Consider the following 23,449-nt stretch of genomic DNA (forward strand, 5'->3'; position numbering starts at 1 on the left):
TGATGTGTCAATCCGTTGAAAGTTAAAAAACTTTTCTATCATGATAGAGCACACAAAATGTTCACAATTTCATCAAACTTTAGGAGAACTGTGACATTCATTCAAAAAAACTGCTAATGTTCAGTATACATTGATTTTTCTAAGAACGATATCAAACGTTTGTCATATTTTTCAAAAAACCCACATGCACGTTGGCATGTGGGCTTTTCATGAATCATTTTATTTTGTTCCATACATACGGTCACCAGCATCACCAAGACCTGGGATGATATAACCTTTTTCATTCAACTTCTCATCTAATGCTGCAATGTAGATATCAACATCTGGATGATGTTTTTGCATTTCTTCTACACCTTCTGGAGCTGCAATCAGACACATGAAGCGGATGTTTTTCGCACCGCGTTTTTTCAGACTATTTAATGCTTCGACTGCTGATCCGCCAGTTGCAAGCATTGGGTCTACAACGATAAATTCACGCTCTTCCACATCAGATGGAAGCTTTACATAATATTCAACAGGCTTCAATGTCTTCGGATCACGGTACAAACCGACATGTCCCACTTTAGCAGCTGGAATGAGTTTCAAAATCCCGTCTACCATTCCAAGACCTGCTCTTAAGATCGGCACAACTCCGAGTTTTTTCCCTGAGATCACGTTTGATTTCGCTTTTTGTACAGGTGTTTCTACATCTACCTCTTCAAGCGGTAAGTCTCTTGTGATTTCGAATGCCATTAACGTTGCGACTTCATCCACTAGCTCTCTAAATTCTTTTGTTCCTGTATGAACGTCACGAATATATGTAAGTTTGTGCTGAATAAGCGGGTGATCAAATACATAAACCTTTGCCATTGCTTGCTACAACTCCTTTTCTTTCATCTTCCGGTGAACTTTGCACACTTCCTACAATTCTACATAAAAAGACATCATCTTTCAATATGATTCGCAAATCCTACAAAAAAAAACCCACATGCCAAAAATAGGCAAATGGGTCTGCTTTTTAATAATCTAATTCTTTATATAGAGGGAAACGAGCCGTTAGATCAGATACGCGCTTTTTCGCCTCTTCTAATTTCGCTTCATCTTCATGATGTTTCAGAGCAAGCGCAATAATGGAACCGACTTCTTTCATCGCTTCTTGATCGAACCCGCGGCTTGTCACTGCTGCTGTACCTACACGTACACCACTTGTAACAAACGGCTTCTCTGGATCATAAGGAATCGCATTTTTGTTCACTGTGATACCAACTTCATCAAGAACGTTTTCTGCAATTTTCCCTGTAATCCCGAGAGAACGCAAGTCGATGAGAACAAGATGGTTATCTGTTCCACCAGATACAAGCTGAATGTCTTCAGATAAAAGTGTTTCAGCTAATTGTTTTGCGTTATCAATGACGTTTTGTGCATATGTTTTGAAATCTCCGTTCAATACTTCACCGAAAGAAACAGCTTTTGCAGAGATGACATGCATGAGTGGTCCGCCTTGAATACCAGGGAAGATCGATTTGTCGATCTTTTTGCCAAACTCTTCACGGCATAGGATCATTCCACCGCGAGGTCCACGCAGTGTTTTGTGAGTCGTTGTTGTCACAAAATCTGCATAAGGAACTGGGTTTGGATGAAGACCTGCTGCTACAAGACCCGCAATGTGAGCCATATCGACCATAAAGTACGCGCCGACTTCATCAGCAATCTCACGGAACTTTTTGAAGTCAATTTGACGTGGGTATGCACTTGCACCCGCTACGATAAGCTTTGGCTTATGCTCACGTGCTTTTTCAAGTACATCTTGATAGTCGATATGCTGCGTTTCTTTATCTACACCATATTCTACAAAGTTGTACTGCACGCCACTAAAGTTAACAGGGCTTCCATGTGTTAAATGTCCGCCATGTGATAAGTTCATGCCTAGCACCGTATCGCCATGCTCAAGAATTGTAAAGTAAACGGCCATATTCGCTTGAGCACCTGAGTGAGGCTGTACGTTCACATACTCAGCGCCAAAAATTTCTTTTGCGCGGTCACGTGCGATATCTTCTACAACGTCTACATGTTCACAGCCGCCATAGTAGCGTTTACCAGGGTAGCCTTCAGCATATTTGTTTGTTAAAACAGAGCCCTGCGCTTCCATGACTGCTTCGCTTACGAAGTTTTCTGATGCAATTAATTCGATTTTGTCCTGCTGGCGTTTCCGCTCTAGTTGAATTGCTTTGAATACTTGTGCGTCTTGCTCAGGTAAATGTTTCATCAGCGAAATCCTCTCCAATCTATTTCCATTCGATGTTTTTCACCATCTCATTGTACATGGTTTTTGAGTGAAATGTAAAAGTTTTTTTTGAAAAACCGACTTCTTTTTTATGAAAATCCGAATATTCAAGTGCTAAAGCGTCTTCATTATTCAACATTATATTAGAAATATATCTGAGCTATGATCTTGTATAAACCGCTCGTTCTCCGCCAATCAGCTTTGGACGAGTCTTCGCAAACGTCACATGCGCTTGTCCTAATTGATGACGGCTGAGGCGGACAGGAACAGCTACCCGTTTTAGGTGCATGCCGATCAATGTATCGCCAATATCAATTCCCGCATGCGCTGCAATGGATTCAACCAGCACAGGGTGCTCCATTTGCTGATACGCATGCGCCGCCATAGAACCACCCGCCTTACGGACAGGTATTGCAGTGACAATCTCTAGGTTAAGCCGGTAAGCCATCTCTTCTTCAACGACGAGGGCACGATTTAGATGCTCGCAGCATTGAAAGGCCAATTCAATTCCAGTCTCGCGTCTCAGCTGATCCAGCTCGTGATAGATGGCTTCAGCGATGTGCTCACTTCCCGCTGTACCAATGTGCTCGCCAGCCACTTCCGATGTACTGCAGCCAATCACTAAGATTTGGCCGGCTCGCAGTTCAACTGTTTGATGAAATTCTTTTAACATTTCAAGCCAATCTTGACCAATGTTCATGTTAAGCGCTCCTTATCGGTGCTTTTCTTCGTAATCAGCGATTTTACCAATCCGTACAGCATGGCGTCCTGCAGTAAATTCAGTCGTCAGCCAAATGCGGGCGATTTCTCTTGCCAATCCTGGGCCAATGACACGTTCTCCCATCGCAAGAACATTTGTATCATTATGTTCTCTAGTCGCCTTTGCGCTAAATGTATCATGTGCCAGCGCACAGCGGATGCCTTTCACTTTGTTTGCTGAAATGCTCATGCCAATGCCTGTCCCGCAAATTAAAATGCCGCGATCGACTTCTCCGTTCGCCACCATATTGGCTACGGGAAAAGCATAATCTGGGTAGTCTACAGAACCTGATCCACATTCACAACCCATATCAATGTATTCAATCTTTAATTCATCCATTAGTTGTTTGATTTCTTCACGAATATTCGTTCCGCCGTGATCGGATGCAATAGCTACTTTCATCGGGCAGTTCCTCCTAAGGGTGAGTTGATCTGTCATGTCTTACATTCATTCTTTATTTACAGTTATATTTTAACCTCTGCCTAGTCATTTGCAAACAAAAGCAGAAAAACCGTTTACACAACGGTTTTACAGGTTTGTCCATTTATGAGGATGTTTGATCCTTTTTAAGCTTTTCAGCCAGCTGATACAACAGCCCTTCTAGTTCATCGCGTGTTTCTTGGTAAACGGAAAGACTTCCACCAAACGGGTCGGATATGTCACCTTCTGACCCTGTCGCAAATTCCTTTAAAGTAAAGACTTTGTCTTTCGTATGCGTATATTGCTCAACAATCAACTGTTTATGCTGAATCGTCATAGTAAAGACGTAATCGGCTTCGTTCAGAAGATCCTCAGTCAACTTAGACGATGAGTGATTAAGCGGAATGCTTTTCTCAAATAATGCTTCAATGGCTTGAGGAGAAGCCTTTCCTGCATCAGAGGCGAAGATGCCTGCTGATTTTACCGTCACATGCAATCCTTTTTCATCAGCGATTGAAGCAAAAAGGGCTTGTGCCATCGGACTTCTGCATGTATTTCCCGTACAAACAAATAAGATATTCATCTTTCGCCCTCCTTTTCTTCTATTATATAGCATTTCATTCTATATGTTATGTAAAGAGACTGGCTATAGCGGAAGTAATAATTTGATACCAAAGGCTAGTAAAATAAGGCCGCCAAGTGCCCCGCTGTATGAACCAACCCATGACCGAACCTGTTTACCGAGCAATAATCCGAGCCATGTGAGCAGCATACTAAAAAAGCCGAATAAAAAAATGGTCATCCATACGCGTGAACCGTAAATCCCGAGGCTTAGACCGACAGAGAAACTATCTACACTCACACTTGTGGCAAAAAGAACGAGACCAGCCCCAACAGGTGCAATAAATGGTTTATCTTCTTTTCGGATAGAGGCAATGATCATTTGCAGCCCCAGCACCAAAAGCAGCGCCCCGCCAATATAAGTTGCAAGGAGGCCAAGCCAGCCAGATAAGAGCTGACCTGTCAGCATACCAAAAAGCGGCATAAACATATGAAATAAACCAATGACTAGTCCAATATAGATGATTTGGCGGATCCTCAGCTGAATCATCCCCATGCCGAGCCCTACCGAAAAGGCATCCATCCCAAGTGCAAAAGCCATGATACTGAGTGTCAGCAATTCGCCAGCTAGTTCGTTCATGTAAATCCCCCTTGGACACGCATTCTCCTTTAACCTATGTTTGTCCAAGAGAGGTTAGAACTATTTGAGCGAAGAGAGGTTACGCCCTCCTGCCGCTTTTTGAAGACGGTTCATGATCGCAGAACCAACGCCCTGTTCTGAAAAAGTTTCTGAAATGATTAAGTCTACATCCGTTTCATCAAACTGTCTTAGCACACGATATAAGTTGGCAGCAACGGTTTCAGGCTTTTCTCTCCGTCCACAGCTAAAAACAACATCTGCCGCAAACCATTCTTTCTTTTCTTCTGTCGTCAGCACACCAACTTTTAGCCCTTCAGCCTGGTACTTCTGAATGTGACACTGCATTTCTTCATCACTTCCATGAAACATATACATTTGTGCTTCAGGTGCATAATGTGTGTATTTCATCCCTGGCGATACAGGCGCCTCATCCTTTTTCGTCAGCCCCGGATCGACGTTGACTGTTCCTACTACCTCTTCTAACGCTTCTTTTGTAATGCCACCCGGTCTTAAGATCACGGGAATCTCGTCTATACAGGATACAACCGTTGACTCAACACCAATACCCGTTGAACCGCCATCGACAATGCCAGCAATTCTCCCATCAAGATCACTCGCTACATGATCAGCTAGTGTCGGCGACGGTTTCCCTGAGCGATTGGCACTTGGAGCGGCAATTGGCAGGCCAGCTGCCCGGATGAGTTCGAGTGCAACGGGATGATCTGGCATTCTTACACCCACTGTGGATAAACCTGCTGTCACCTGCTTTGATAAAATGCCAGGCTTACATGGAAGCACAAGCGTTAAAGCACCGGGCCAAAAGGCATCCATCAGTGTTTTTACTTTTTCGTTTTCTATTTGTGCAAATTCATGGAGTTGCTGAACCTCCGCAATGTGTACAATCAAAGGATTATCACTTGGGCGCCCTTTCGCTTCATAAATTTTCTTAACTGCCTCGGTCTCTTTTGCATTTGCCCCTAGTCCATAAACCGTTTCTGTCGGAAAAGCGACCACTTCATTTTGCTGCAACAACAGGGCTGCTTGTTTAATTTGTGGATAGTATGTGGATAAATCCTTTTTTAAATCCACAGACCACCTTTTTGTATTTAACATCATACAAACTCCTTTTAAAAAAGATAAAACTGTTGATATATCTCGATTATCCTTTTGAAAGTATAAAAGATGATGCTAAATAAAACAAGCGTTGTCCACAATTTGTGGATAACGCTTGTTTAACAGTGGATAAGTATGTGTATAAGTCCGATTTTTTGTGATTAACCTCTCGATTTTTGCAGCACGACAGCCTGTTCTTTCCCCAATGACTCTTTTGCATGCGCAGATACCCACACACATTGCGGGATTTCCTCTAAAGGTGTAAAACCCATGAGTGCTAAAAAATCATGCGAGGACGAATGGTTTGCTATGACATAAAAGGTATCCACACCTTGTTTTTCTCCCAGCGTTTGAACACTTTGGAACAAAGAAACAATGTGCCCCTGACCGAGCTTATCCGATATAACAAGCGACCGCAGCAATCCCTCTTGTTCACTAAGCTGTTCAAGCCCTAAGCAGCCTGCAAGCTGACCGTCCGCATCTTCCATCACAACAAATGTTGTGCGTTCTGCAATCGTCACCCCGCCTTTTGCTTGTCCTTTTTCAAGAAAAGCATTGATAGCCGGAACATCTTCTTCTGTTGCTATTCTTAATTGATAATACATGCTTTCACCTCTTTTTGATCTCTTACTTCAACTCTATGAGGCAAAAACAGATTTAGACCTTTTTTTAAGAGAAAAGACTAGAGACCCATTCGAACAAAAAGAACTTCACTTCACCAGTCTCCTCTTCCTCTTCTTTCACCACTTCATTGACAGACTCATTTGATTGCTGCGCTGAAACTTGACCTTTATCTTCTCCTTCTGGTGATGCAATGGCTTCTCCGTTTGAAAAGTCGATAAAGCAGAGAGGCGGGAATAACACACACCACCAATTGGCTCCGTCCCCTTCTCCAAGCGTAATCAAAATGGCTTCATATTTTCCAGCAGGATAGACGAAGTTTCCATAAAGCTTTGTTGGAAAAGAGGCTTTTTGAAAACTGACGGATACCGATTGGTCAATGTGCTGTTCCTTTAATTTTGCTTTGGCGATCCGATTGATGTCTGGAAGCTTTGAACGAATGACACGTCTGGCTTCTTCAATGGATGTGAGGTCTTTGACCCACTCCGTTATATTGGCATTGACCTCATCTCGAATGCTTCTTTTCACATCCTGGTCCGCCGACCGGTCACTATTGGCTAAAATACGTAAACGAATCGCTTCATCTGGGATCACAACAGGCTGATTTGCAGAAGCAGCCGCTGTCTCCTCTTTTCCAAGGTTTGCAAAAGCACCACATAATAATAGAAACATATAAAGACAAATCATCATTTTACTTTTGAACATGATGTGTTCCCCCCACTTTTTCTCTTCGCTACAAACATTGTGTCCAGGAAACGCATCTCGTAAACAGCAAAAATGATTTTTTTAATAGATTATGAGCGAGAGCCATTAAATTTGATTCGTGAGATGAGCACGTTGAAAAGCCGTTCAACCTATGAACGGCTTTGGTGTGAGGATTGGTAATCAGAGGGATACAGTCTCCCATCCCAATCTCGGCTGATTTTTAAACCTGATTCTGTTTTGATGACAGTCATTTGCCCTTTCTTCTCGATTTCCTTTTTGACATTTCCTTTTTGATCAATAAATTGAATGGTCATTTCATAGTCAAATTCAATCCTGTCGTCGCTTTCATCTGAAGGTGTAAACGTAATGTTTTTCAGCTTAATTTGACAATCTTGGTCCTTTGCTGCTTCTAATACACTCGGGAACATGCTGTCTTGTGTATATTCTTGATATTCATGATCAGTTAAATAAGACTTCAACTTCTCCTTCATGTCAGATAGGTCATCTGTTCGATTCACTGTGTATTGTGCTTTTTTATAACTTTCTCCAAATGCTGCTGCTTCTTTTTTAAAGCCCGTTTTGCCACAAGCACTCACAATCAATAGTACACTGACGATGACCAACACCATCGCATACCTTCTGTTCACACCATTCGCTCCTTCAAAACAAATTTATGTAAAAAATCATGATCAGAATGTTCATTCTTCTATATATACGTTCCTCTTTTACCATAAGTTTCATCTTTACATAATAAAATAGTCCGACTTTATTCAGCCGGACTTTCGTTTTGAATATGTGCGCAAACAGCTCGATCCTTTCCGTTAATGTCCTTGACGATGCGGACAACAGCTGAAGGGAATGCCTGCACGAGAAGTGCTTTGACATCTTGTGCTTGCGTGTGTCCAATTTCAAAGACAACTACTGCTTGCTTGTTGAGTACGTTGTGGAGATCACAAGCGAGACGCTTATAAAACCACAGACCGTCACGACCATCAGTCAGCGCATTGACAGGTTCATGCTTCGTGACAACCTCTGATAAACTGTCCATTTCCTCTGCCGCAATATAAGGAGGGTTGGAAATAAATAAATCGACTTTGATGCCTTGAGCCATGACAGGTTCAAGTAAATCTCCCTGTAAAAAATGGACGGCTGCACCAAGCGCTTCTTGATTCCGCTTTGCTACCGCAAGTGCTTCATGCGAAATATCAGTCGCTGTGACAGATAATGATTTTTTTTCAAGAGCTAACGTTATAGCGATTGCTCCGCTGCCTGTGCCAACATCAAGTGCTTTAAGCGGCTGATCATCTGGAAAAACGCGATTCACCATATTCAATGCCGCCAGCACAACTTCCTCCGTTTCAGGACGAGGAATGAGGACATGTTTGTTCACCTCAAATGGACGGCCATAAAAAAATTCAACACCCGTTAAATGCTGAACAGGCACTCCAAGCTTGTGCTGCGCTACGAACTCGCTGAATTGTTGATCTTGCACCTCTGGCAGTGGATCATGAAGGCGTGCAAGAAGTTCACTTCTGTTCCATCCAAGCACATGCATCAACAATAGCTCTGCTGCGTTTTGGTCTCTGCCCGCTTCCGTTAACAAAGAAGAAGCCCATTTAAGGGCTTCAAAGATCGTTCGCTCTTTATTTTGCATTTTGAAGTTTTCTTGCTTGGTCTTCCATAATTAATGCATCAATGACCTCGTCAAGTTTTCCTTCTAAAATTTGATCAAGCTTTTGAATCGTCAATCCAATGCGGTGGTCCGTTACACGGTTTTGCGGGAAATTGTACGTACGGATACGCTCTGAACGATCCCCTGTTCCAACAGCAGATTTACGTGTTTGATCATATTCAGCCTGTGCTTCACGCTGGAATTTATCATAAATTCTTGCACGTAACACTTTCATTGCTTTTTCTTTATTTTTAATTTGTGATTTTTCATCCTGACAGGAGACAACCACGCCTGTTGGCAAGTGAGTCAGCCGGACAGCAGACATAGTTGTGTTTACACTTTGTCCCCCAGGTCCGCTTGATGCAAATGTATCCACACGAATATCTTTTTCGTGGATATCAATTTCAACTTCCTCAGCCTCAGGCAATACAGCAACTGTAGCTGTTGATGTATGAATCCGGCCGCCTGATTCTGTTTCAGGAACACGCTGCACGCGGTGTGCGCCATTTTCAAACTTTAGCTTGGAGTATGCGCCTTTTCCGCTAATCATAAAGATGATCTCTTTATAACCGCCAGTGCCAGTAACACTTGCTTCCATGACTTCCGTTTTCCAGCCTTGCATTTCGGCATAACGGCTGTACATACGGTAAAGATTCCCTGCAAAAAGAGCAGCCTCTTCTCCACCCGCTGCACCACGAACCTCCACAATTACGTTCTTATCGTCATTTGGATCTTTCGGGATGAGCAAGATTTTCAGTTCGTCTTCTAAACGTTCCGTTTCCTCTGTGAGCTCTGAAATTTCTTCTTTGACCATGTCGCGCATGTCGGCATCCAGCTTATCTTCAAGCATGGCTTTCGCTTCATTCAGCTGATCGTATGCCGCACGATATTGTCTATATACCTCAACAGTTTCTTGAATATCGGATTGTTCCTTCGAATATTCACGAAGCTTCTTAGGGTCGTTCACCACTTCAGGATCACTTAAATATTCATTTAGCTTTTCATAGCGTTCTTCGATTGATTTTAAACGGTCTAACATGGTCTTCACCTCTGTTTTGTGCGTAACAGTCTAATTATAGTATAGCAGGGTATGACAGTCAAAAAAATTTCCAAAACAATTGTTTTTTGCAATTTTCCACTAGAAAACACGATCTTTGGCGATTGGTTACTTGTTTTGTCTAACGTGAAGGAACGGCTACTCCTGAAAGAGAATGGTACTTGTAACTGAAAAAGGGAGGGCATTTGATTTGAATACAAATGAGGTTGCAAAGGAAATTGGTGTATCTTCAAAAACAATTCAGCGTTGGGTGAAACAACTCAACATCCCTGTCGCCCGAAATGAACTTGGACATTACGAATTTCACGATGACATTGTGCAGCTGCTCAAAGAGGTCAAACGCCAAATGAATGAAGGTGTGATTCTTCATGACATTAGGCTGCCGATCCATGAAGAAACTGTTCAGCAGTTATCACCTGCTGTAGAAACTTCTGCCTCTGCACAGCGGATAGAAGCCTTAGAAGAACAAGTGAAGAAGCTCCTTCAGCAGCAATCACACGCCAGTCATATTGAAACACGTTTTCAAGAAATTGAACGGAAACTCGCTAAAAAAGCGGATGAAGGTGTCTCCTACCAGCTCCTCCAGCACCGAAAAGAAATTGAAGAATTAACGGCTACATTAGAGCGCCTCACAGCCACATTGACACAACCATCAAAAGGAGAAGCAGAAAAGGAAAAGGGACACCCTGAGATCAAAAAGAAGCGTGTGCTCTTCCCACTGTTTCATTCATTTCGTTAAGAAAGGCTGCCTCGATAGGCAGCCTTAGATTGTTGACAAAGGGCTAAAATGATCTTTATTTTAGCCCTTTGTCTTCTTTATTATACGGTAAGTGCAATAATGATCGGTAATGTAATAAGTGACATGATCGCACTGATCACAAATGCGGATGCAGTTTCCGCTTCTTGTTTCTCAAATCGTGTTGCGATCATCGCTGCAACTGCTGAACCTGGGAAGGCAACCAGCAATACAGCTTTTGTAATTTCATCAGCCGAAAGTCCCATAAGAATGGCGATCAAATACATAAGCAATGGTTGTACAGCTACTTTTAATAGGGCAATACTGAATGCTGGTAAGCTGAGTTTAATTTTTCGAATACCAACCGTTACACCGACTGCGAATAGCGCAACCCCTGAAGTTACACTACCAATTTCCTCTAACATTTCATGTCCGATTTCAGGAAGTTTAAATCCTAAAAGAACAAGGATGATACTTGCTAGCGGTGCAAGTGCAAGTGGTTCTGACAAACCATGCAAAATAGCTTTTGTTGTCATTTTCAAGAAGCTTTCGCCGTCTTTTGTTTTTCCTTTTGTTTTTTCACCGACAGTTGACACAATAATGGCAATTGGATCAAGCAATGCATTTACAACTATTCCGGTAATCGCAATCGGAATTGCGACTTCTTGAGCCCCAAATAAACTGCCTAAGACCGGAATCCCCATAAATGCAAAGGTCGGTTGAGCTGAGTTTAATGAGAAAACAGATGAATCTGTTAAATCGTATTTAAACGCAAATTTCGTCACAAGAAGGATAATAATATAAAAACCAACGATTCCTAAAATCAATGCAACGAAAAACGGAATTTGACTATAGAATTTATCTTTTGGTGTTGACAGAATGCTGGCGATAAAGTGCGCTGGTAAAGCATACTTTGTGACAAGTGTACTTACACCTTTTGCAGATTTAGCGTCATAGCTGCCGAAGTTCCCTGCGAACCAACCCAGCGCGATAACGAAAAAAATCGGTGCTAGGAGGATCAAAATATGTAAAAAGTCCATCTTACTATTCCTCCTTAAATCCTTAACATGTTTCTTTTTCATGCGGCATTGCTTAAATTACCCTAAACAACGCCGCATGACACATTTTATTATGCTCTTACAATTTTTTTATATTCAGGAATCCACATTGCGTCTTTCACAGCTTGTTCGATGTTGTCAGGCGTTTTTCTTGCCACTCCATCTTCAATCGCTGCTTTCGCTACTTCAATTGCCACTTGAATAGAAACTTCTTGCAATTTATCAATGCTTGGAAGTAGACCAGCGCCTGGTTTTTCATGATCAACCATTTCAGCAATCGCATTCGCTGAAGCGACGAACATGCCTTTTGTGATGATTTTTGATTCCGTTACGATAGAACCAAGACCAAGTCCTGGGAAAACGAACGCATTGTTTGATTGTCCGATTTCATGTTCGATGCCATTATACTCAACGTTATCAAATGGGCTGCCTGTTGCAACAAGTGCACGACCGTCTGTCCATTTGAATAGATCCTCTGGCACTGCCTCAGCAAGTGGCGTTGGGTTAGACATTGGCATGATCACAGGACGCTCTGTATGAGCTGCCATTTCTTTAATGATTTCTTCAGTGAATGCGCCGCCTTGACCAGATGTACCGATTAGGATCGTCGGCTTCACCCTGCGAACGGTTTCTGCAAATGAAATTTGTCCTTTTTCATCACGTGCCCATCCGCTCACTTCATCAGAAGAACGAAGGTACGGCTTTTGGAAATCAAGCACTTCATCTTCAAATTGATCTGTTAACAATCCTCTGTAGTCTAATGTCCAAAATGCATTGTTTGCTTCTTCTTCAGAAAGACCTTCAAGTACCATTGTGTCACGCATTTGATCTGCGATTCCGATACCAGCTGAGCCAGCTCCGAAAATCACAACACGGTGATCTTTCAATTGAGTGCCAGTTTTCTTGACAGCTGCAAGAACTCCCGCTAAAGTAATGGCACCCGTACCTTGAATATCATCATTGAACGTTAAGATCTTGTCGTTGTATTTTTTCATGATGTTACGCGCATTTTTGTTTCCAAGGTCTTCCCAGTGAAGCAATGCTTTCGGGAAGAATTTAAGTGCTGTTTTTACATACGCATCAATGAACTCTTCGTATTTTTCACCTTGCACACGTTTGTGATGGTTACCGATGTATAATGGATCATTCAATAATTTTTCATTGTTTGTTCCTACATCTAATACCACTGGAATGACGCGGCTTGGGTCAATACCTGCTGCTGCAGTGTAAACAGCTAATTTACCGATCGCAATATTGATACCGCCAACGCCCCAGTCACCAATTCCAAGAATGCTCTCAGAGTCAGTCGCAACGATGAGGTCAATGTCGCCTGCTGTTGCATGTAAGTTTTCAAATGCTTTCTCAATGCCGTCAATGTTGTCGATTGAAAGATAAACACCATGAGGTCTTCTGTATTCATGGCTGTATTCTTGAATCGCTTCACCAACAGTTGGTGTGTAAACAACAGGAAGCATTTCACGAAGCTTGTCTGTAAGAAGCTTATAGAACAATACTTCGTTACGGTTTTGCAAATCACTTAAGTATACGTTTTGACGAAGACGATCTGGCTGAGCTAGAAATTGCTTGTACGCTCTCTCCGCTTGCTGTTCTAAAGTAAGAACAGTTGGGGGAAGTAAGCCTTCTAATCCAAGCTCTTGTCTTTCCTCTTCAGAAAAAGCAACGCCTTTGTTCAACGTTGGAATCGATAATACATCTTTACCTGTCAAAGTGGTTTCGAGGTACCCTTCTTTTGTTTTCTTCACGTTGTTCATCAAAAACTACCCTCTTTCTAAAATATAAATAAAGTTAAATATTAATAAGAAGAATGATTAAGGAGAAACACCCTTAATCATAAAAATTATGACAAGAAATCGAACTTTTCGTTTAAATGCTTTACACTACAGTTAGTCATTTTATTCCTGCTTATGCCAAAACGCAAGCGTTGAAAATTAGATAATTTTTTCATAGTATTATTTAATTTATTTAAGTACAAATGATGGGTGTTCAGCCAAAATATCGAAAAACAAAACACAGCGGCATTTGCTATTTTTTTAATTGTCAAGTGTTGTACCAACGTCCAGTCTTGGTACTTCATGGTGATGTCTGCATCGTGCTTCGTATGATTCCTGCGCACCTACTAAAATAATAGGATCATCATAGGATGCGGGTTTACCGTCGATCAAGCGTTGTGTTCTACTCGCTGGGGAGCCGCATACCGAACAAACCGCTTGAAGTTTTGTTACAAGCTCTGCACATGCCATTAAATGCGGAACAACACCAAATGGCTCTCCTCTGAAGTCTTGATCAAGACCTGCAACAATGACTCGGTAGCCTTTATCAGCCAGTTGAGTGACAATATCAATGATTGTCTCATCAAAAAATTGCACCTCATCAATGCCAATGACATCGGTTCTTTCTGATATGTGCGTTATTATGTCTTTTGGTGAGGATACTGCAATCCCATCTACTGATGAACCGTTATGTGACACAACTGAGTTTGAGCTATATCGGTTATCAATTGCTGGTTTGAATATTTTTACTTCTTGTTTGGCAAAGGTGGCTCTTTTGACTCTCCGAATCAATTCTTCCGACTTTCCAGAAAACATACTACCGCAGATGACTTCAAGCCAACCGCTTTGTTTCATCACATACATAAGGTCTTCTCCCCCGTTTTAAAGTTCCATCAATCCACGTAAAAAAACAGGCAAGAACGGATTCCTGCCTGTTTATTGTATCTATTATTACTTAAGACCGTATTTTTTGTTAAAGCGGTCAACACGTCCATCAGCAGAAGCGAATTTTTGACGGCCTGTATAGAAAGGATGGCACTCAGAGCAAATCTCGATGCGTACCTCTTCTTTTACTGATCCAGTTTCAAACTCATTTCCACAAGCGCATTTGACTGTAGCTTTTTTGTAGTTAGGATGAATTCCTGTTTTCATCTACTGTCATCTCCTTCCGCCCTGAATCCAATTCGGAAACAGAGTTAATATCTCAGAATAAATTCTGAAACGCACATGATAAAATTATAACAGCGTGAGTCTATGATTGCAAATGTATTTTTTCAGGAAGCTATCTTCTTGATGCAGACATATTGGCTTGTTTCCATTCTTGCGTTAAAATATCGAAAAATTCTTGGTTCGTCTTTGTTTTTCTCATTTTACGCATGAACTTCTCAGCGAAATCAGGTGTATCTGACATCGATTTTCTCATCGCCCATAGACGATCAAGATGCTCTTTTGGCACAAGCAGTTCTTCTTTTCTCGTACCAGAACGACGAATGTCGATCGCCGGGAAAATCCTTCTCTCTGCAAGAGAGCGATCCAAATGGAGCTCCATGTTTCCAGTACCTTTGAACTCCTCATAAATGACATCATCCATACGAGAACCTGTATCAACAAGCGCAGTGGCTAAAATCGTTAGGCTTCCGCCTTCTTCGATGTTACGCGCAGCACCAAAGAAACGTTTTGGACGATGGAACGCAGCTGGATCAATCCCCCCAGAAAGCGTTCGCCCGCTTGGCGGGATGACTAGGTTGTATGCACGAGCAAGCCTTGTGATGCTGTCCATTAAGATGATGACATCTTTTTTATGTTCAACAAGACGCATGGCACGCTCTAATACAAGCTCTGCTACTTTAATGTGGTTTTCCGGTACTTCGTCAAAGGTTGAACTAACAACATCCCCTGCAACAGAACGTTCGATGTCTGTTACTTCCTCTGGACGTTCGTCAATGAGAAGGACAATCAGTTCTGCCTCTGGATGATTTTCAGAAATGCTATTGGCTATTTCTTTAAGTAAAATGGTTTTCCCTGCTTTAGGCGGTGCAACGATTAATCCACGTTGTCCAAATCCAACTGGTGCCATCATATCCATAATTCTAGTAGACAGGTGATTAGGCTGTGTTTCAAGAATCATTTGGCGATCAGGGAATAGCGGTGTGAGTGCAGGAAAGTGAACACGTTCCTTTGCTGATTCTGGGTCGTCCCCATTTACCGCTTCTACATGAAGGAGGCCATAGTAGCGTTCATTCTCTTTTGGAGGTCTTACCTTTCCAGACACCTTATCTCCATTTCGTAAATCAAAGCGTCTGATTTGTGAAGCAGAAATATAAATATCTTCAGAGCTTGGGGAGTAGTTAATGGGTCTTAAGAAACCAAATCCCTCTGACTGAATAATTTCTAGAACCCCTTCCATAAATAAGAGATCCTCTTGCTCAGCGTTTGCCTTTAAGATGGCAAAAATTAATTCTTTTTTTGTTAGTTTGCTGTAATAAGAGATTTTGTACCGTTTTGCTAACTCATACAGCTCTTTTAATTTCATATTTTCCAAAGATGAAATCGAAACATCTTTCAATATGGACACCACACTTTTCTAGTCAATGTATTTCATTACAAATGCATGACCATTGTATTTGATTAGCTTTTAATTCCGTTTTTTTGTTGGATTGACCTCGCTCTCATGGTAACGCTCCCACTCGTTTTATCGTAAAAGATAGGAACAATGTGAAATAGAGCTTTGTCAACATAGAGAAGGATAATGAATATATCGTCATGATGCGGCAGTATTTAAACTTATTGAAGCTTAAAAGAAGTAAATTCGCAGAAAATTTCGCAGCACTCTTTAGTTTTACCTCATTTGCAGAGAATATTCAACTTTAAAAAGAAAATGATATACATTTGACACCTATATGAAAAGCGGGTAATGAATACCCGCTTTCAGATTACGGACGAATGACAAGATTCGGTTTTTTCTTTAAGCTGTGTCTGCCATCGACGAATCGGACAGTACCCGATTTTGCACGCATGACAACACTATGTGTTGTTCCAACAGAGCCTTTGAATTGAACACCTTTTAATAACTCGCCGTCTGTTACACCTGTCGCTGCAAAAATGGCGTCGTCACCTTTCACGAGGTCTTCCATTCTGAGGACTTTCCCAACATCCAGCCCCATTTTCTCGCAGCGTCTCAGCTCTTCTTCACTTTGAGGAAGAAGCTTACCGTGGATTTCACCACCAAGTGCCTTTAACGCAACAGCAGAAAGAACACCTTCAGGCGCACCGCCTGAACCAAATAGAATATCAACACCTGTGTGATCAAATGCTGTATTAATGGCTCCTGCAACGTCACCATCATCAATCAGTTTAATTCTTGCGCCTGCTTCTCTCAGCTCAGCAATAATTTGTTCATGTCGATCTCTGTTTAAAATCGTCGCAACCACATCTTCAATATCTTTGTTTTTCGCTTTTGCAACAGCACGAAGATTATCAATGACAGGCGCTTCAATGTCGATGCAGCCTACCGCTTCTGGACCTACTGCGATCTTATCCATGTACATATCAGGTGCATTCAGCAAGTTGCCATGATCCGCAACAGCAATGACAGCTAAGGCATTCCAGCCGCCGCTCGCCACAATATTTGTTCCTTCCAATGGATCAACAGCGACATCCACGCGAGGTCCATATCCGTTCCCAAGCTTTTCCCCAATATAGAGCATTGGTGCTTCGTCCATTTCTCCCTCGCCGATGACCACAGTTCCCTTCATCGGAATGGTATCAAATACATCACGCATGGCACTTGTTGCAGCATCATCCGCTTCGTCTTTTAATCCTCTTCCCATCCAACGGGCAGATTTTAATGCGGCTGCTTCTGTCACCCGTACTAGTTCCATCGATAAACTTCTTTCCATTTTTGCCCAAATCTCCTCTCACAGTCAAAGCCTTATGAATTTTGAAGTTCTTCTATTTCTTGATCATTCAGCTTTTCACGCCAGATGGTTGCACCCAAGCCTTCAAGCTTCTCCTCAAGCATACTATATCCTCTGTCTATATGTTCAAGCCCTGTGATTTCGGTCACACCGTCTGCCATTAACCCTGCGACAACAAGACAAGCACCTGCACGCAGATCACTTGCTTTTACTTTTGCTCCTTGAAGCTGAGTTTGCCCCGTAATAATGGCAGACCTTCCTTCCACCTTCATGTTTGCCCCCATGCGGCGCAATTCGTCAATGTGCTTAAAGCGGGCAGAGTAAATCGTATCTGTGACAACACTCGTGCCTTTTGCTTTTGTTAACAAAGCGGTCATCGGCTGCTGAAGATCGGTCGGAAAGCCCGGATACACAAGGGTTTTGATATCGACAGGCTTGAGTCCTTCATTTCTGCCAACAATCAGCATCTGATCGTTGCTCGTTTCAATTGTGAACCCCATCTCTCTCAGTTTTGCCGTAATTGATTCTAAATGAGTTGGGATCACATTATCAAGTACAACTTCATCCCCCATCGCTGCACCTGCAATTAAAAACGTACCTGCTTCTATGCGATCAGGAATGATCGAATGCTTGCAGCCATGAAGAGATTCTACACCATCGATTCGAATCACATCAGTACCCGCACCTTTGATGTTGGCTCCCATGCTTGCAAGCAGTGTCGCTACATCAATAATTTCTGGCTCTTTGGCGGCATTTTCAATCACCGTTTTCCCTTCGGCCAGTACAGCGGCCAGCATGATATTAATGGTTGCACCTACACTGACAACATCGAGATAAATACGGGCTCCTACTAGCTTTTCAGCACGTAAATAGATCGCTCCTTGCTCGTTTGTCACCTCGGCTCCAAGTGCCTCAAAGCCTTTGATATGCTGATCGATCGGTCTAGGTCCTAAGTGACATCCTCCTGGCAAACCGATGACAGCCTGCTTGAATCTGCCTAGCATGGCCCCCATTAAATAATAGGACGCCCGCAGTTTCTTCACTTTCCCGTTAGGAAGCGGCATGCTGATCATTGATTCAGGATGGACAACCATTTCACCTTTTTCAAAAGTGACCTTTCCGCCAATTTCTTCTAACAGATCTCGTAATGTGTCAATATCTGAAATATGCGGAAGGCCTTCAATCGTTACAGAAGAATTAGCGAGAATCGTGGCAGGAATCAGTGCTACAGCACTATTTTTCGCACCACTAATATGTACGGTCCCGCGCAATGGGTCACCGCCGGCAATGTTTAATTTTTCCATATTTATCTCCCTTCTTAAAGAAGATCACTGTTGGAGTTATACTGTTGTGGATGTCGCGCTTTAAAAGGTCTTGTCCAAAATTTAGCCAATATCAAGAGAAAGAATACAGGTTAAACGAAATTTGTCGGAAGAAAAATAATCGAAGCTTTGCGAGGCTGTGATGTTCTCTTCTTTGCACAAAACATTTCTTAGCGTTTTTAAAGGAAAACTGCGGCAAACGGAACCACATATCCCGTCTGCCACAATCACTTATTTATTCCAGTCTGCTAAAAATTGCTCAATGCCTGCATCCGTTAATGGGTGTTTTGTCAGCTGCTTGATGACTTTCAGCGGCATTGTACCGATATGAGCGCCTCTAAGTGCAGCTTCTGTCACATGCTGCGGGTGACGAATGGATGCAGCAATGATTTGTGTATCTAATCCATGAACATCAAAAATGGTTTTCACTTCACTGATGAGATCAAGACCGTTGTGGCCAATGTCATCTAAACGACCAAGGAATGGAGAAACATATGTCGCACCAGCTCTAGCTGCAAGAAGTGCCTGATTTGAATTAAAAATCAGCGTGACATTTGTTTTGATACCAAGGTCTGTTAATGCTTTGACAGCTTTAAGACCATCTGTAGTCATTGGAATTTTGACAGTGATATTTGGTGCGATAGCAGCGAGTTCTTTTCCTTCTTCAATCATTTCTTCTGCTTTTAGGGAAATGACTTCCGCACTGACAGAACCTGACACTATGTCAGTGATTTCGCGAAGGCGATCGTGGAATGATACGTCCTTTTCTTTCGCTACTAAACTAGGGTTTGTTGTAACACCTGCTAAAATGCCAAGCTCGTGTGCCTCTTTAATGTCTGCGATATTCGCTGTATCTACGAAAAATAACATAACTGTGCCACTCTCCTATCAATAAATTGTCTGAAATGTAAATTTGATTGCGCTTTCTCAAGATATGGAGAAAACCGCCTGTGAGTCAGGCGGCTTTCGGTTCTCATCAAATTATGCTTGGTTAGAAGAACCAAATTCGCGCATTTTGCCGATAACAGTCGCTTTAATTGCGTCACGAGCTGGTCCAAGATATTTACGTGGATCATACTCTTCTGTTTTCGCAGCAAGTGTTTCGCGAACTGCTTTTGCAGAAGCAATTTGGTTTTCAGTGTTTACATTGATTTTTGCTGTACCAAGTGAGATCGCACGCTTGATGTCAGCAGTTGGGATACCTGTTCCGCCGTGAAGAACAAGTGGAAGACCTGTCGCTTTTCCGATCTCTTCCATTTCAGCAAAACCAAGGTTTGGTTCACCTTTGTATGGACCATGAACAGAACCTAGTGCAGGTGCAAGGCAGTCAATACCCGTACGTTCTACAAGCTCTAGGCACTCTTTTGGATCAGCATAAATAACGCCCTCAGCGATGACGTCGTCTTCTTGTCCACCAACAGTTCCAAGTTCAGCTTCTACAGATACACCGTGGAAATGTGCAAGCTCAACTACTTTTGCAGTTGTTGCTACATTCTCCTCAAATGGATGGTGAGAAGCATCAATCATAACAGAAGTAAATCCTGCATGAATCGCTTTTGCACAAGATTCAAAGCTTGAACCGTGATCTAAGTGAATCGCAACAGGAACTGTCACATTATATTCTTCGATTAACGCTTTTACCATTGCGACAACTGTTTTGAAGCCGCCCATGTAGCGTCCTGCTCCTTCAGATACTCCTAAGATAACTGGAGATTTCTCTTCTTCAGCAGCTTGTAAAATCGCTTGCGTGAATTCTAAGTTATTTAAGTTAAACTGTCCAACAGCGTAACCTTTTTCCTTTGCGTCTTTCAACATTTCTGTCATTGAAACTAAAGGCATGATGAAAAATCCTCCCTATGTAGCTAATTTGCTTACTAAAAAAAGCTCTCCACCCTAGCATGACCAGAATTTCTCGCCATATGTAAACTTTCAAAGTCAGATCGCTTTCTTCTTATCTAGAATACCAATTATTCGACAAATCGGCAACAGAATGACTCGATTCAATCATTTCCATCTAGCCGTTTGTTTCAAGCGGCAAGTATTCTTTGACTGCATCACGGATTTCATCAATATCAAATGGTTTAGCGAAGTGCGTCAAGGCACCGAGTTCTTTAGATTCTTGAATCATATCTAGCTCGCCATAGGCTGTCATAATGATGACGCGGATGTCTTCATCAATTAATTTCATCCGTTTTAAAATCTCAATTCCATCCATTCCGGGAATCTTCATATCCAGCAGGACAAGGTTGGGTCTATGATTCTTCACAATATCTAATGCCTGTAGCCCGTTGGCGGCTTGGAAGGTTTGATAGCCTTCTTTATGAAACACTTCATTCAATAAGATTCTAATACCGTACTGATCATCGACAATTAAAATTTTCTCATTCATCTGTTACACCCCATTGCTTTCATTTTTCGCCATAAAAAGAGCTGTTGTTAAATAATTCTGTTTGATTTTCACATTTCCTTTAATTATAATAGTTTACTTTACGACATTTTCTGAGCATTTTTCCTAATATTCTCTTTATATTCTATTATAAAATGATCTGACCGAAGGAGGAAATGAGTCTTGTTAAAAATTTTTACTACCCAATTATCAGGTATTTTTTCACGTATTGGAGATAAACAGGCAGAAGCGATTGAAGATGGGGCACGCCTTCTTGCTCAGGCTGTCGTTAGTGGCCATGCTGTCTATTTTCATGGAAAGAATGAATTGGCCGCTGTCGCCCTTGAGGCATCCGAAAGCAACGAGCCTTTTCCATGTGCAAAAGTGTTGCCTCTCGATCAAAAGGAACGCAGCTTACTTCACCCAAGTGACAGGGTGCTGCTTTTTTATTCAAATCCAGAAGATCAGGAGATTCAATCTCTTGTCAAAGAGCTGCATGCGCAAGGTACACCTATTGTCGGTGTCGGTCCAGCACAAAAGGAACCGTCATTGATTGAAGAACATTGTGATGTCCACATTGATTTCCAGCTCAAAAAACCACTAGTGCCTGCTGAGGATGGAACAAGATTCGGCTATCCTGCATTGATGACCTGCTTATATGTCTATCATGCTCTATCGTTTACTGTGAAAGAAATCGTAGAAGAATATGAATAAAAAAACTGCCGAGAATATCATCTTCTCGGCAGTTTTTTGTTTTATTTTGATTCAGATGCTTGCAGTGAAGCACCAACGAAATCTCTAAATAATGGCTGTGGTCTTGTCGGTCTTGAAATGAATTCTGGGTGGAACTGAGAAGCAAGGAACCAAGGGTGATCCTTCAGCTCAATGATCTCAACAAGGCGTCCGTCTGGGCTCGTACCAGAGAAGACAAAGCCTGCAGCTTCCATTTGCTGTCTGAATTCATTATTAAATTCATAGCGATGACGGTGACGTTCATAGACCACTTCGTCATTGTATGCAGCATACGCTTTCGAATCTTCATTTAATTTACATGGGTACAGGCCAAGGCGAAGTGTTCCGCCTAAGTCATCTATATCCTTTTGTTCTGGAAGAAGGTCGATGATTGGGAATGCTGTTTCCGGGTCAATTTCAGCGGAATGTGCTCCCTCAAGGCCTAGTACGTTTCGCGCATATTCGATAGATGCGACTTGCATGCCTAAGCAAATGCCGAAGAATGGCACTTTGTTTTCACGGGCATATTGTGTTGCAATGATTTTCCCTTCCACTCCGCGGTCTCCGAAGCCTCCAGGGACGATAATGCCGTCTACATCTTGAGCGAAATCAGCTATATTCTCTGCTGTGACTTCTTCTGCGTTAATCCATTTGATTTGCACATCCGCATCAAATGCATAGCCAGCATGACGAAGTGATTCGACGACAGAAATGTATGCATCTTGCAGCTCAACATATTTCCCTACAAGTCCAATTGTGACTTGCTTTGAAAGGTTTTGCACTTTGTCAACAAGCGCCTTCCATTCCGTCATGTCCGCATCTTGGCAGTCAAGCTTCATGTGTTCACATACAAGCTTGTCTAAACCTTGTTTTTGTAAATCAAGCGGAATGGAGTAAAGTGTGTCTGCATCTTGGCATTCGATCACAGCTTTTGTATCAATATCACAGAATAAAGCAATTTTGTCCTTCATATCTTGTGTCATTGGCATTTCTGTTCTGACCACAATGACGTTCGGCTGAATACCGAGGCTGCGAAGTTCTTTGACACTATGCTGTGTTGGTTTTGTTTTCAGTTCGCCTGCTGCACGGATGTAAGGAACAAGGGTACAATGAATGTACATCACGTTTTCACGGCCAATGTCACTCTTCATTTGACGAATGGCTTCAAGGAATGGAAGAGATTCGATATCTCCAACTGTTCCACCGATTTCTGTAATGACAACATCTGCACCCGTTTCTTTCCCTGCACGGTACACACGGTCTTTGATTTCATTTGTAATGTGGGGAATGACCTGTACTGTTCCGCCTAAATAGTCGCCGCGGCGCTCTTTTTTCAGGACGGTAGAGTAGATTTTACCCGTCGTTACGTTGCTGTATTTATTCAAGTTAATATCAATGAAACGCTCGTAGTGACCTAAGTCAAGGTCTGTTTCAGCACCGTCATCTGTGACAAATACCTCACCGTGCTGATATGGACTCATCGTCCCTGGGTCTACGTTGATATATGGATCAAATTTTTGAATGGTGACATCCATCCCTCTGTTTTTCAGAAGGCGGCCTAACGATGCAGCCGTGATCCCTTTTCCAAGTGAGGAAACAACTCCTCCTGTTACAAAAATATACTTTGTCATTTCGTATGCTCCTCTCTTTTTTACCCTTGCATGACTAGACATGCACAGCTTCATCCTTTTAGAGT

Annotated in this window: 25 protein-coding genes; 2 read left to right on the plus strand and 23 right to left on the minus strand. The window is 42.2% G+C overall.

All coding sequences use genetic code 11. The features are described from left to right. Positions 1-219 precede the first annotated feature (219 nt). The 12 genes from upp to prfA all read right to left on the minus strand — a co-directional run bounded on the left by upp (position 220) and on the right by prfA (position 9,794). On the minus strand, positions 220-849 hold the full coding sequence (gene upp / locus BA1_RS01455) for a uracil phosphoribosyltransferase (RefSeq protein WP_008354940.1): 630 nt from the start codon (positions 847-849) through the stop codon (positions 220-222). 148 nt (positions 850-997) lie between these two features. Continuing rightward, positions 998-2,245 (minus strand): serine hydroxymethyltransferase, encoded by a 1,248-nt coding sequence (gene glyA / locus BA1_RS01460; protein ID WP_008354942.1) that lies wholly within the window; start codon positions 2,243-2,245, stop codon positions 998-1,000. A gap of 178 nt (positions 2,246-2,423) precedes the next feature. Continuing rightward, positions 2,424-2,963 (minus strand): TIGR01440 family protein, encoded by a 540-nt coding sequence (locus tag BA1_RS01465; protein WP_008354944.1) that lies wholly within the window; start codon positions 2,961-2,963, stop codon positions 2,424-2,426. A 12-nt stretch (positions 2,964-2,975) separates the two neighbouring features. Further along, on the minus strand, positions 2,976-3,425 hold the full coding sequence (gene rpiB, locus BA1_RS01470) for a ribose 5-phosphate isomerase B (RefSeq protein ID WP_008354947.1): 450 nt from the start codon (positions 3,423-3,425) through the stop codon (positions 2,976-2,978). Between the two features lie 142 nt (positions 3,426-3,567). Further along, entirely contained in the window at positions 3,568-4,026 is a 459-nt protein-coding gene (locus tag BA1_RS01475; protein ID WP_008354950.1) for a low molecular weight protein arginine phosphatase, read from the minus strand. 63 nt (positions 4,027-4,089) lie between these two features. Continuing rightward, positions 4,090-4,644, minus strand: coding sequence for a manganese efflux pump MntP (locus BA1_RS01480; protein ID WP_008354952.1), 555 nt, complete (start codon positions 4,642-4,644; stop codon positions 4,090-4,092). Between the two features lie 60 nt (positions 4,645-4,704). Then, positions 4,705-5,757 (minus strand): L-threonylcarbamoyladenylate synthase, encoded by a 1,053-nt coding sequence (locus BA1_RS01485; RefSeq protein ID WP_008354954.1) that lies wholly within the window; start codon positions 5,755-5,757, stop codon positions 4,705-4,707. Positions 5,758-5,918: 161 nt separating this feature from the next. After that, on the minus strand, positions 5,919-6,362 hold the full coding sequence (locus tag BA1_RS01490) for a GNAT family N-acetyltransferase (RefSeq protein WP_008354956.1): 444 nt from the start codon (positions 6,360-6,362) through the stop codon (positions 5,919-5,921). A gap of 64 nt (positions 6,363-6,426) precedes the next feature. Next, positions 6,427-7,083 carry a stage II sporulation protein R gene (gene spoIIR, locus BA1_RS01495; RefSeq protein ID WP_008354958.1) on the minus strand — a complete coding sequence of 219 codons (657 nt, stop codon included), beginning with the start codon at positions 7,081-7,083 and terminating at the stop codon, positions 6,427-6,429. A 149-nt stretch (positions 7,084-7,232) separates the two neighbouring features. Further along, positions 7,233-7,712: a hypothetical protein gene (locus tag BA1_RS01500; RefSeq protein WP_008354961.1), complete on the minus strand. Its 480-nt coding sequence runs from the start codon at positions 7,710-7,712 to the stop codon at positions 7,233-7,235. Between the two features lie 137 nt (positions 7,713-7,849). Next, the gene (prmC, locus tag BA1_RS01505) at positions 7,850-8,737 is read right to left on the minus strand and encodes a peptide chain release factor N(5)-glutamine methyltransferase (RefSeq protein ID WP_008354963.1); all 888 of its coding nucleotides are present in this window, start codon (positions 8,735-8,737) and stop codon (positions 7,850-7,852) included. Further along, positions 8,727-9,794 (minus strand): peptide chain release factor 1, encoded by a 1,068-nt coding sequence (prfA, locus tag BA1_RS01510; protein ID WP_008354965.1) that lies wholly within the window; start codon positions 9,792-9,794, stop codon positions 8,727-8,729. Before prfA ends, prmC begins: the two co-directional genes overlap by 11 nt. Positions 9,795-10,002: 208 nt before the next feature. Here prfA and racA point away from each other — a divergent pair, with 208 nt between their 5' ends. Beyond that, positions 10,003-10,551, plus strand: coding sequence for a chromosome-anchoring protein RacA (gene racA / locus BA1_RS01515; RefSeq protein WP_008354967.1), 549 nt, complete (start codon positions 10,003-10,005; stop codon positions 10,549-10,551). A gap of 80 nt (positions 10,552-10,631) precedes the next feature. Here racA and BA1_RS01520 read toward each other — a convergent pair whose 3' ends face one another. The 10 genes from BA1_RS01520 to BA1_RS01565 all read right to left on the minus strand — a co-directional run bounded on the left by BA1_RS01520 (position 10,632) and on the right by BA1_RS01565 (position 21,024). Next, positions 10,632-11,588, minus strand: coding sequence for an AEC family transporter (locus BA1_RS01520; RefSeq protein ID WP_008354969.1), 957 nt, complete (start codon positions 11,586-11,588; stop codon positions 10,632-10,634). A gap of 89 nt (positions 11,589-11,677) precedes the next feature. Further along, a complete protein-coding gene (malS, locus tag BA1_RS01525) occupies positions 11,678-13,378 on the minus strand; it encodes an oxaloacetate-decarboxylating malate dehydrogenase (protein ID WP_008354971.1) in 1,701 nt (566 codons plus the stop codon). A 279-nt stretch (positions 13,379-13,657) separates the two neighbouring features. Then, on the minus strand, positions 13,658-14,260 hold the full coding sequence (locus tag BA1_RS01530) for a thymidine kinase (protein WP_008354973.1): 603 nt from the start codon (positions 14,258-14,260) through the stop codon (positions 13,658-13,660). Between the two features lie 87 nt (positions 14,261-14,347). Continuing rightward, a complete protein-coding gene (rpmE, locus tag BA1_RS01535) occupies positions 14,348-14,548 on the minus strand; it encodes a 50S ribosomal protein L31 (RefSeq protein ID WP_003215407.1) in 201 nt (66 codons plus the stop codon). Between the two features lie 130 nt (positions 14,549-14,678). Then, positions 14,679-15,962, minus strand: a complete 1,284-nt coding sequence (gene rho, locus BA1_RS01540) for a transcription termination factor Rho (protein ID WP_008354975.1) — start codon at positions 15,960-15,962, stop codon at positions 14,679-14,681. 367 nt (positions 15,963-16,329) lie between these two features. Then, a complete protein-coding gene (gene glpX / locus BA1_RS01545) occupies positions 16,330-17,295 on the minus strand; it encodes a class II fructose-bisphosphatase (RefSeq protein WP_008354977.1) in 966 nt (321 codons plus the stop codon). A 32-nt stretch (positions 17,296-17,327) separates the two neighbouring features. After that, complete coding sequence (locus BA1_RS01550) at positions 17,328-18,617, minus strand: UDP-N-acetylglucosamine 1-carboxyvinyltransferase (RefSeq protein WP_008354978.1); 1,290 nt, start codon at positions 18,615-18,617, stop codon at positions 17,328-17,330. 249 nt (positions 18,618-18,866) lie between these two features. After that, positions 18,867-19,505 carry a fructose-6-phosphate aldolase gene (fsa, locus tag BA1_RS01555; protein ID WP_008354980.1) on the minus strand — a complete coding sequence of 213 codons (639 nt, stop codon included), beginning with the start codon at positions 19,503-19,505 and terminating at the stop codon, positions 18,867-18,869. Between the two features lie 111 nt (positions 19,506-19,616). Beyond that, a complete protein-coding gene (locus BA1_RS01560) occupies positions 19,617-20,474 on the minus strand; it encodes a class II fructose-bisphosphate aldolase (RefSeq protein WP_008354982.1) in 858 nt (285 codons plus the stop codon). A gap of 175 nt (positions 20,475-20,649) precedes the next feature. Then, on the minus strand, positions 20,650-21,024 hold the full coding sequence (locus BA1_RS01565) for a response regulator (RefSeq protein WP_003214681.1): 375 nt from the start codon (positions 21,022-21,024) through the stop codon (positions 20,650-20,652). A 180-nt stretch (positions 21,025-21,204) separates the two neighbouring features. Here BA1_RS01565 and BA1_RS01570 point away from each other — a divergent pair, with 180 nt between their 5' ends. Further along, a complete protein-coding gene (locus tag BA1_RS01570; RefSeq protein ID WP_008354985.1) occupies positions 21,205-21,735 on the plus strand; it encodes a DUF2529 domain-containing protein in 531 nt (176 codons plus the stop codon). 41 nt (positions 21,736-21,776) lie between these two features. On the opposite strand, the gene pyrG is transcribed toward BA1_RS01570, so the two are convergent. Next, positions 21,777-23,384, minus strand: a complete 1,608-nt coding sequence (gene pyrG / locus BA1_RS01575; protein ID WP_008354987.1) for a glutamine hydrolyzing CTP synthase — start codon at positions 23,382-23,384, stop codon at positions 21,777-21,779. Positions 23,385-23,449 lie beyond the last annotated feature (65 nt).

The sequence above is a fragment of the Bacillus xiamenensis genome (assembly GCF_000300535.1).
GTDB classification, from domain to species: domain Bacteria; phylum Bacillota; class Bacilli; order Bacillales; family Bacillaceae; genus Bacillus; species Bacillus xiamenensis.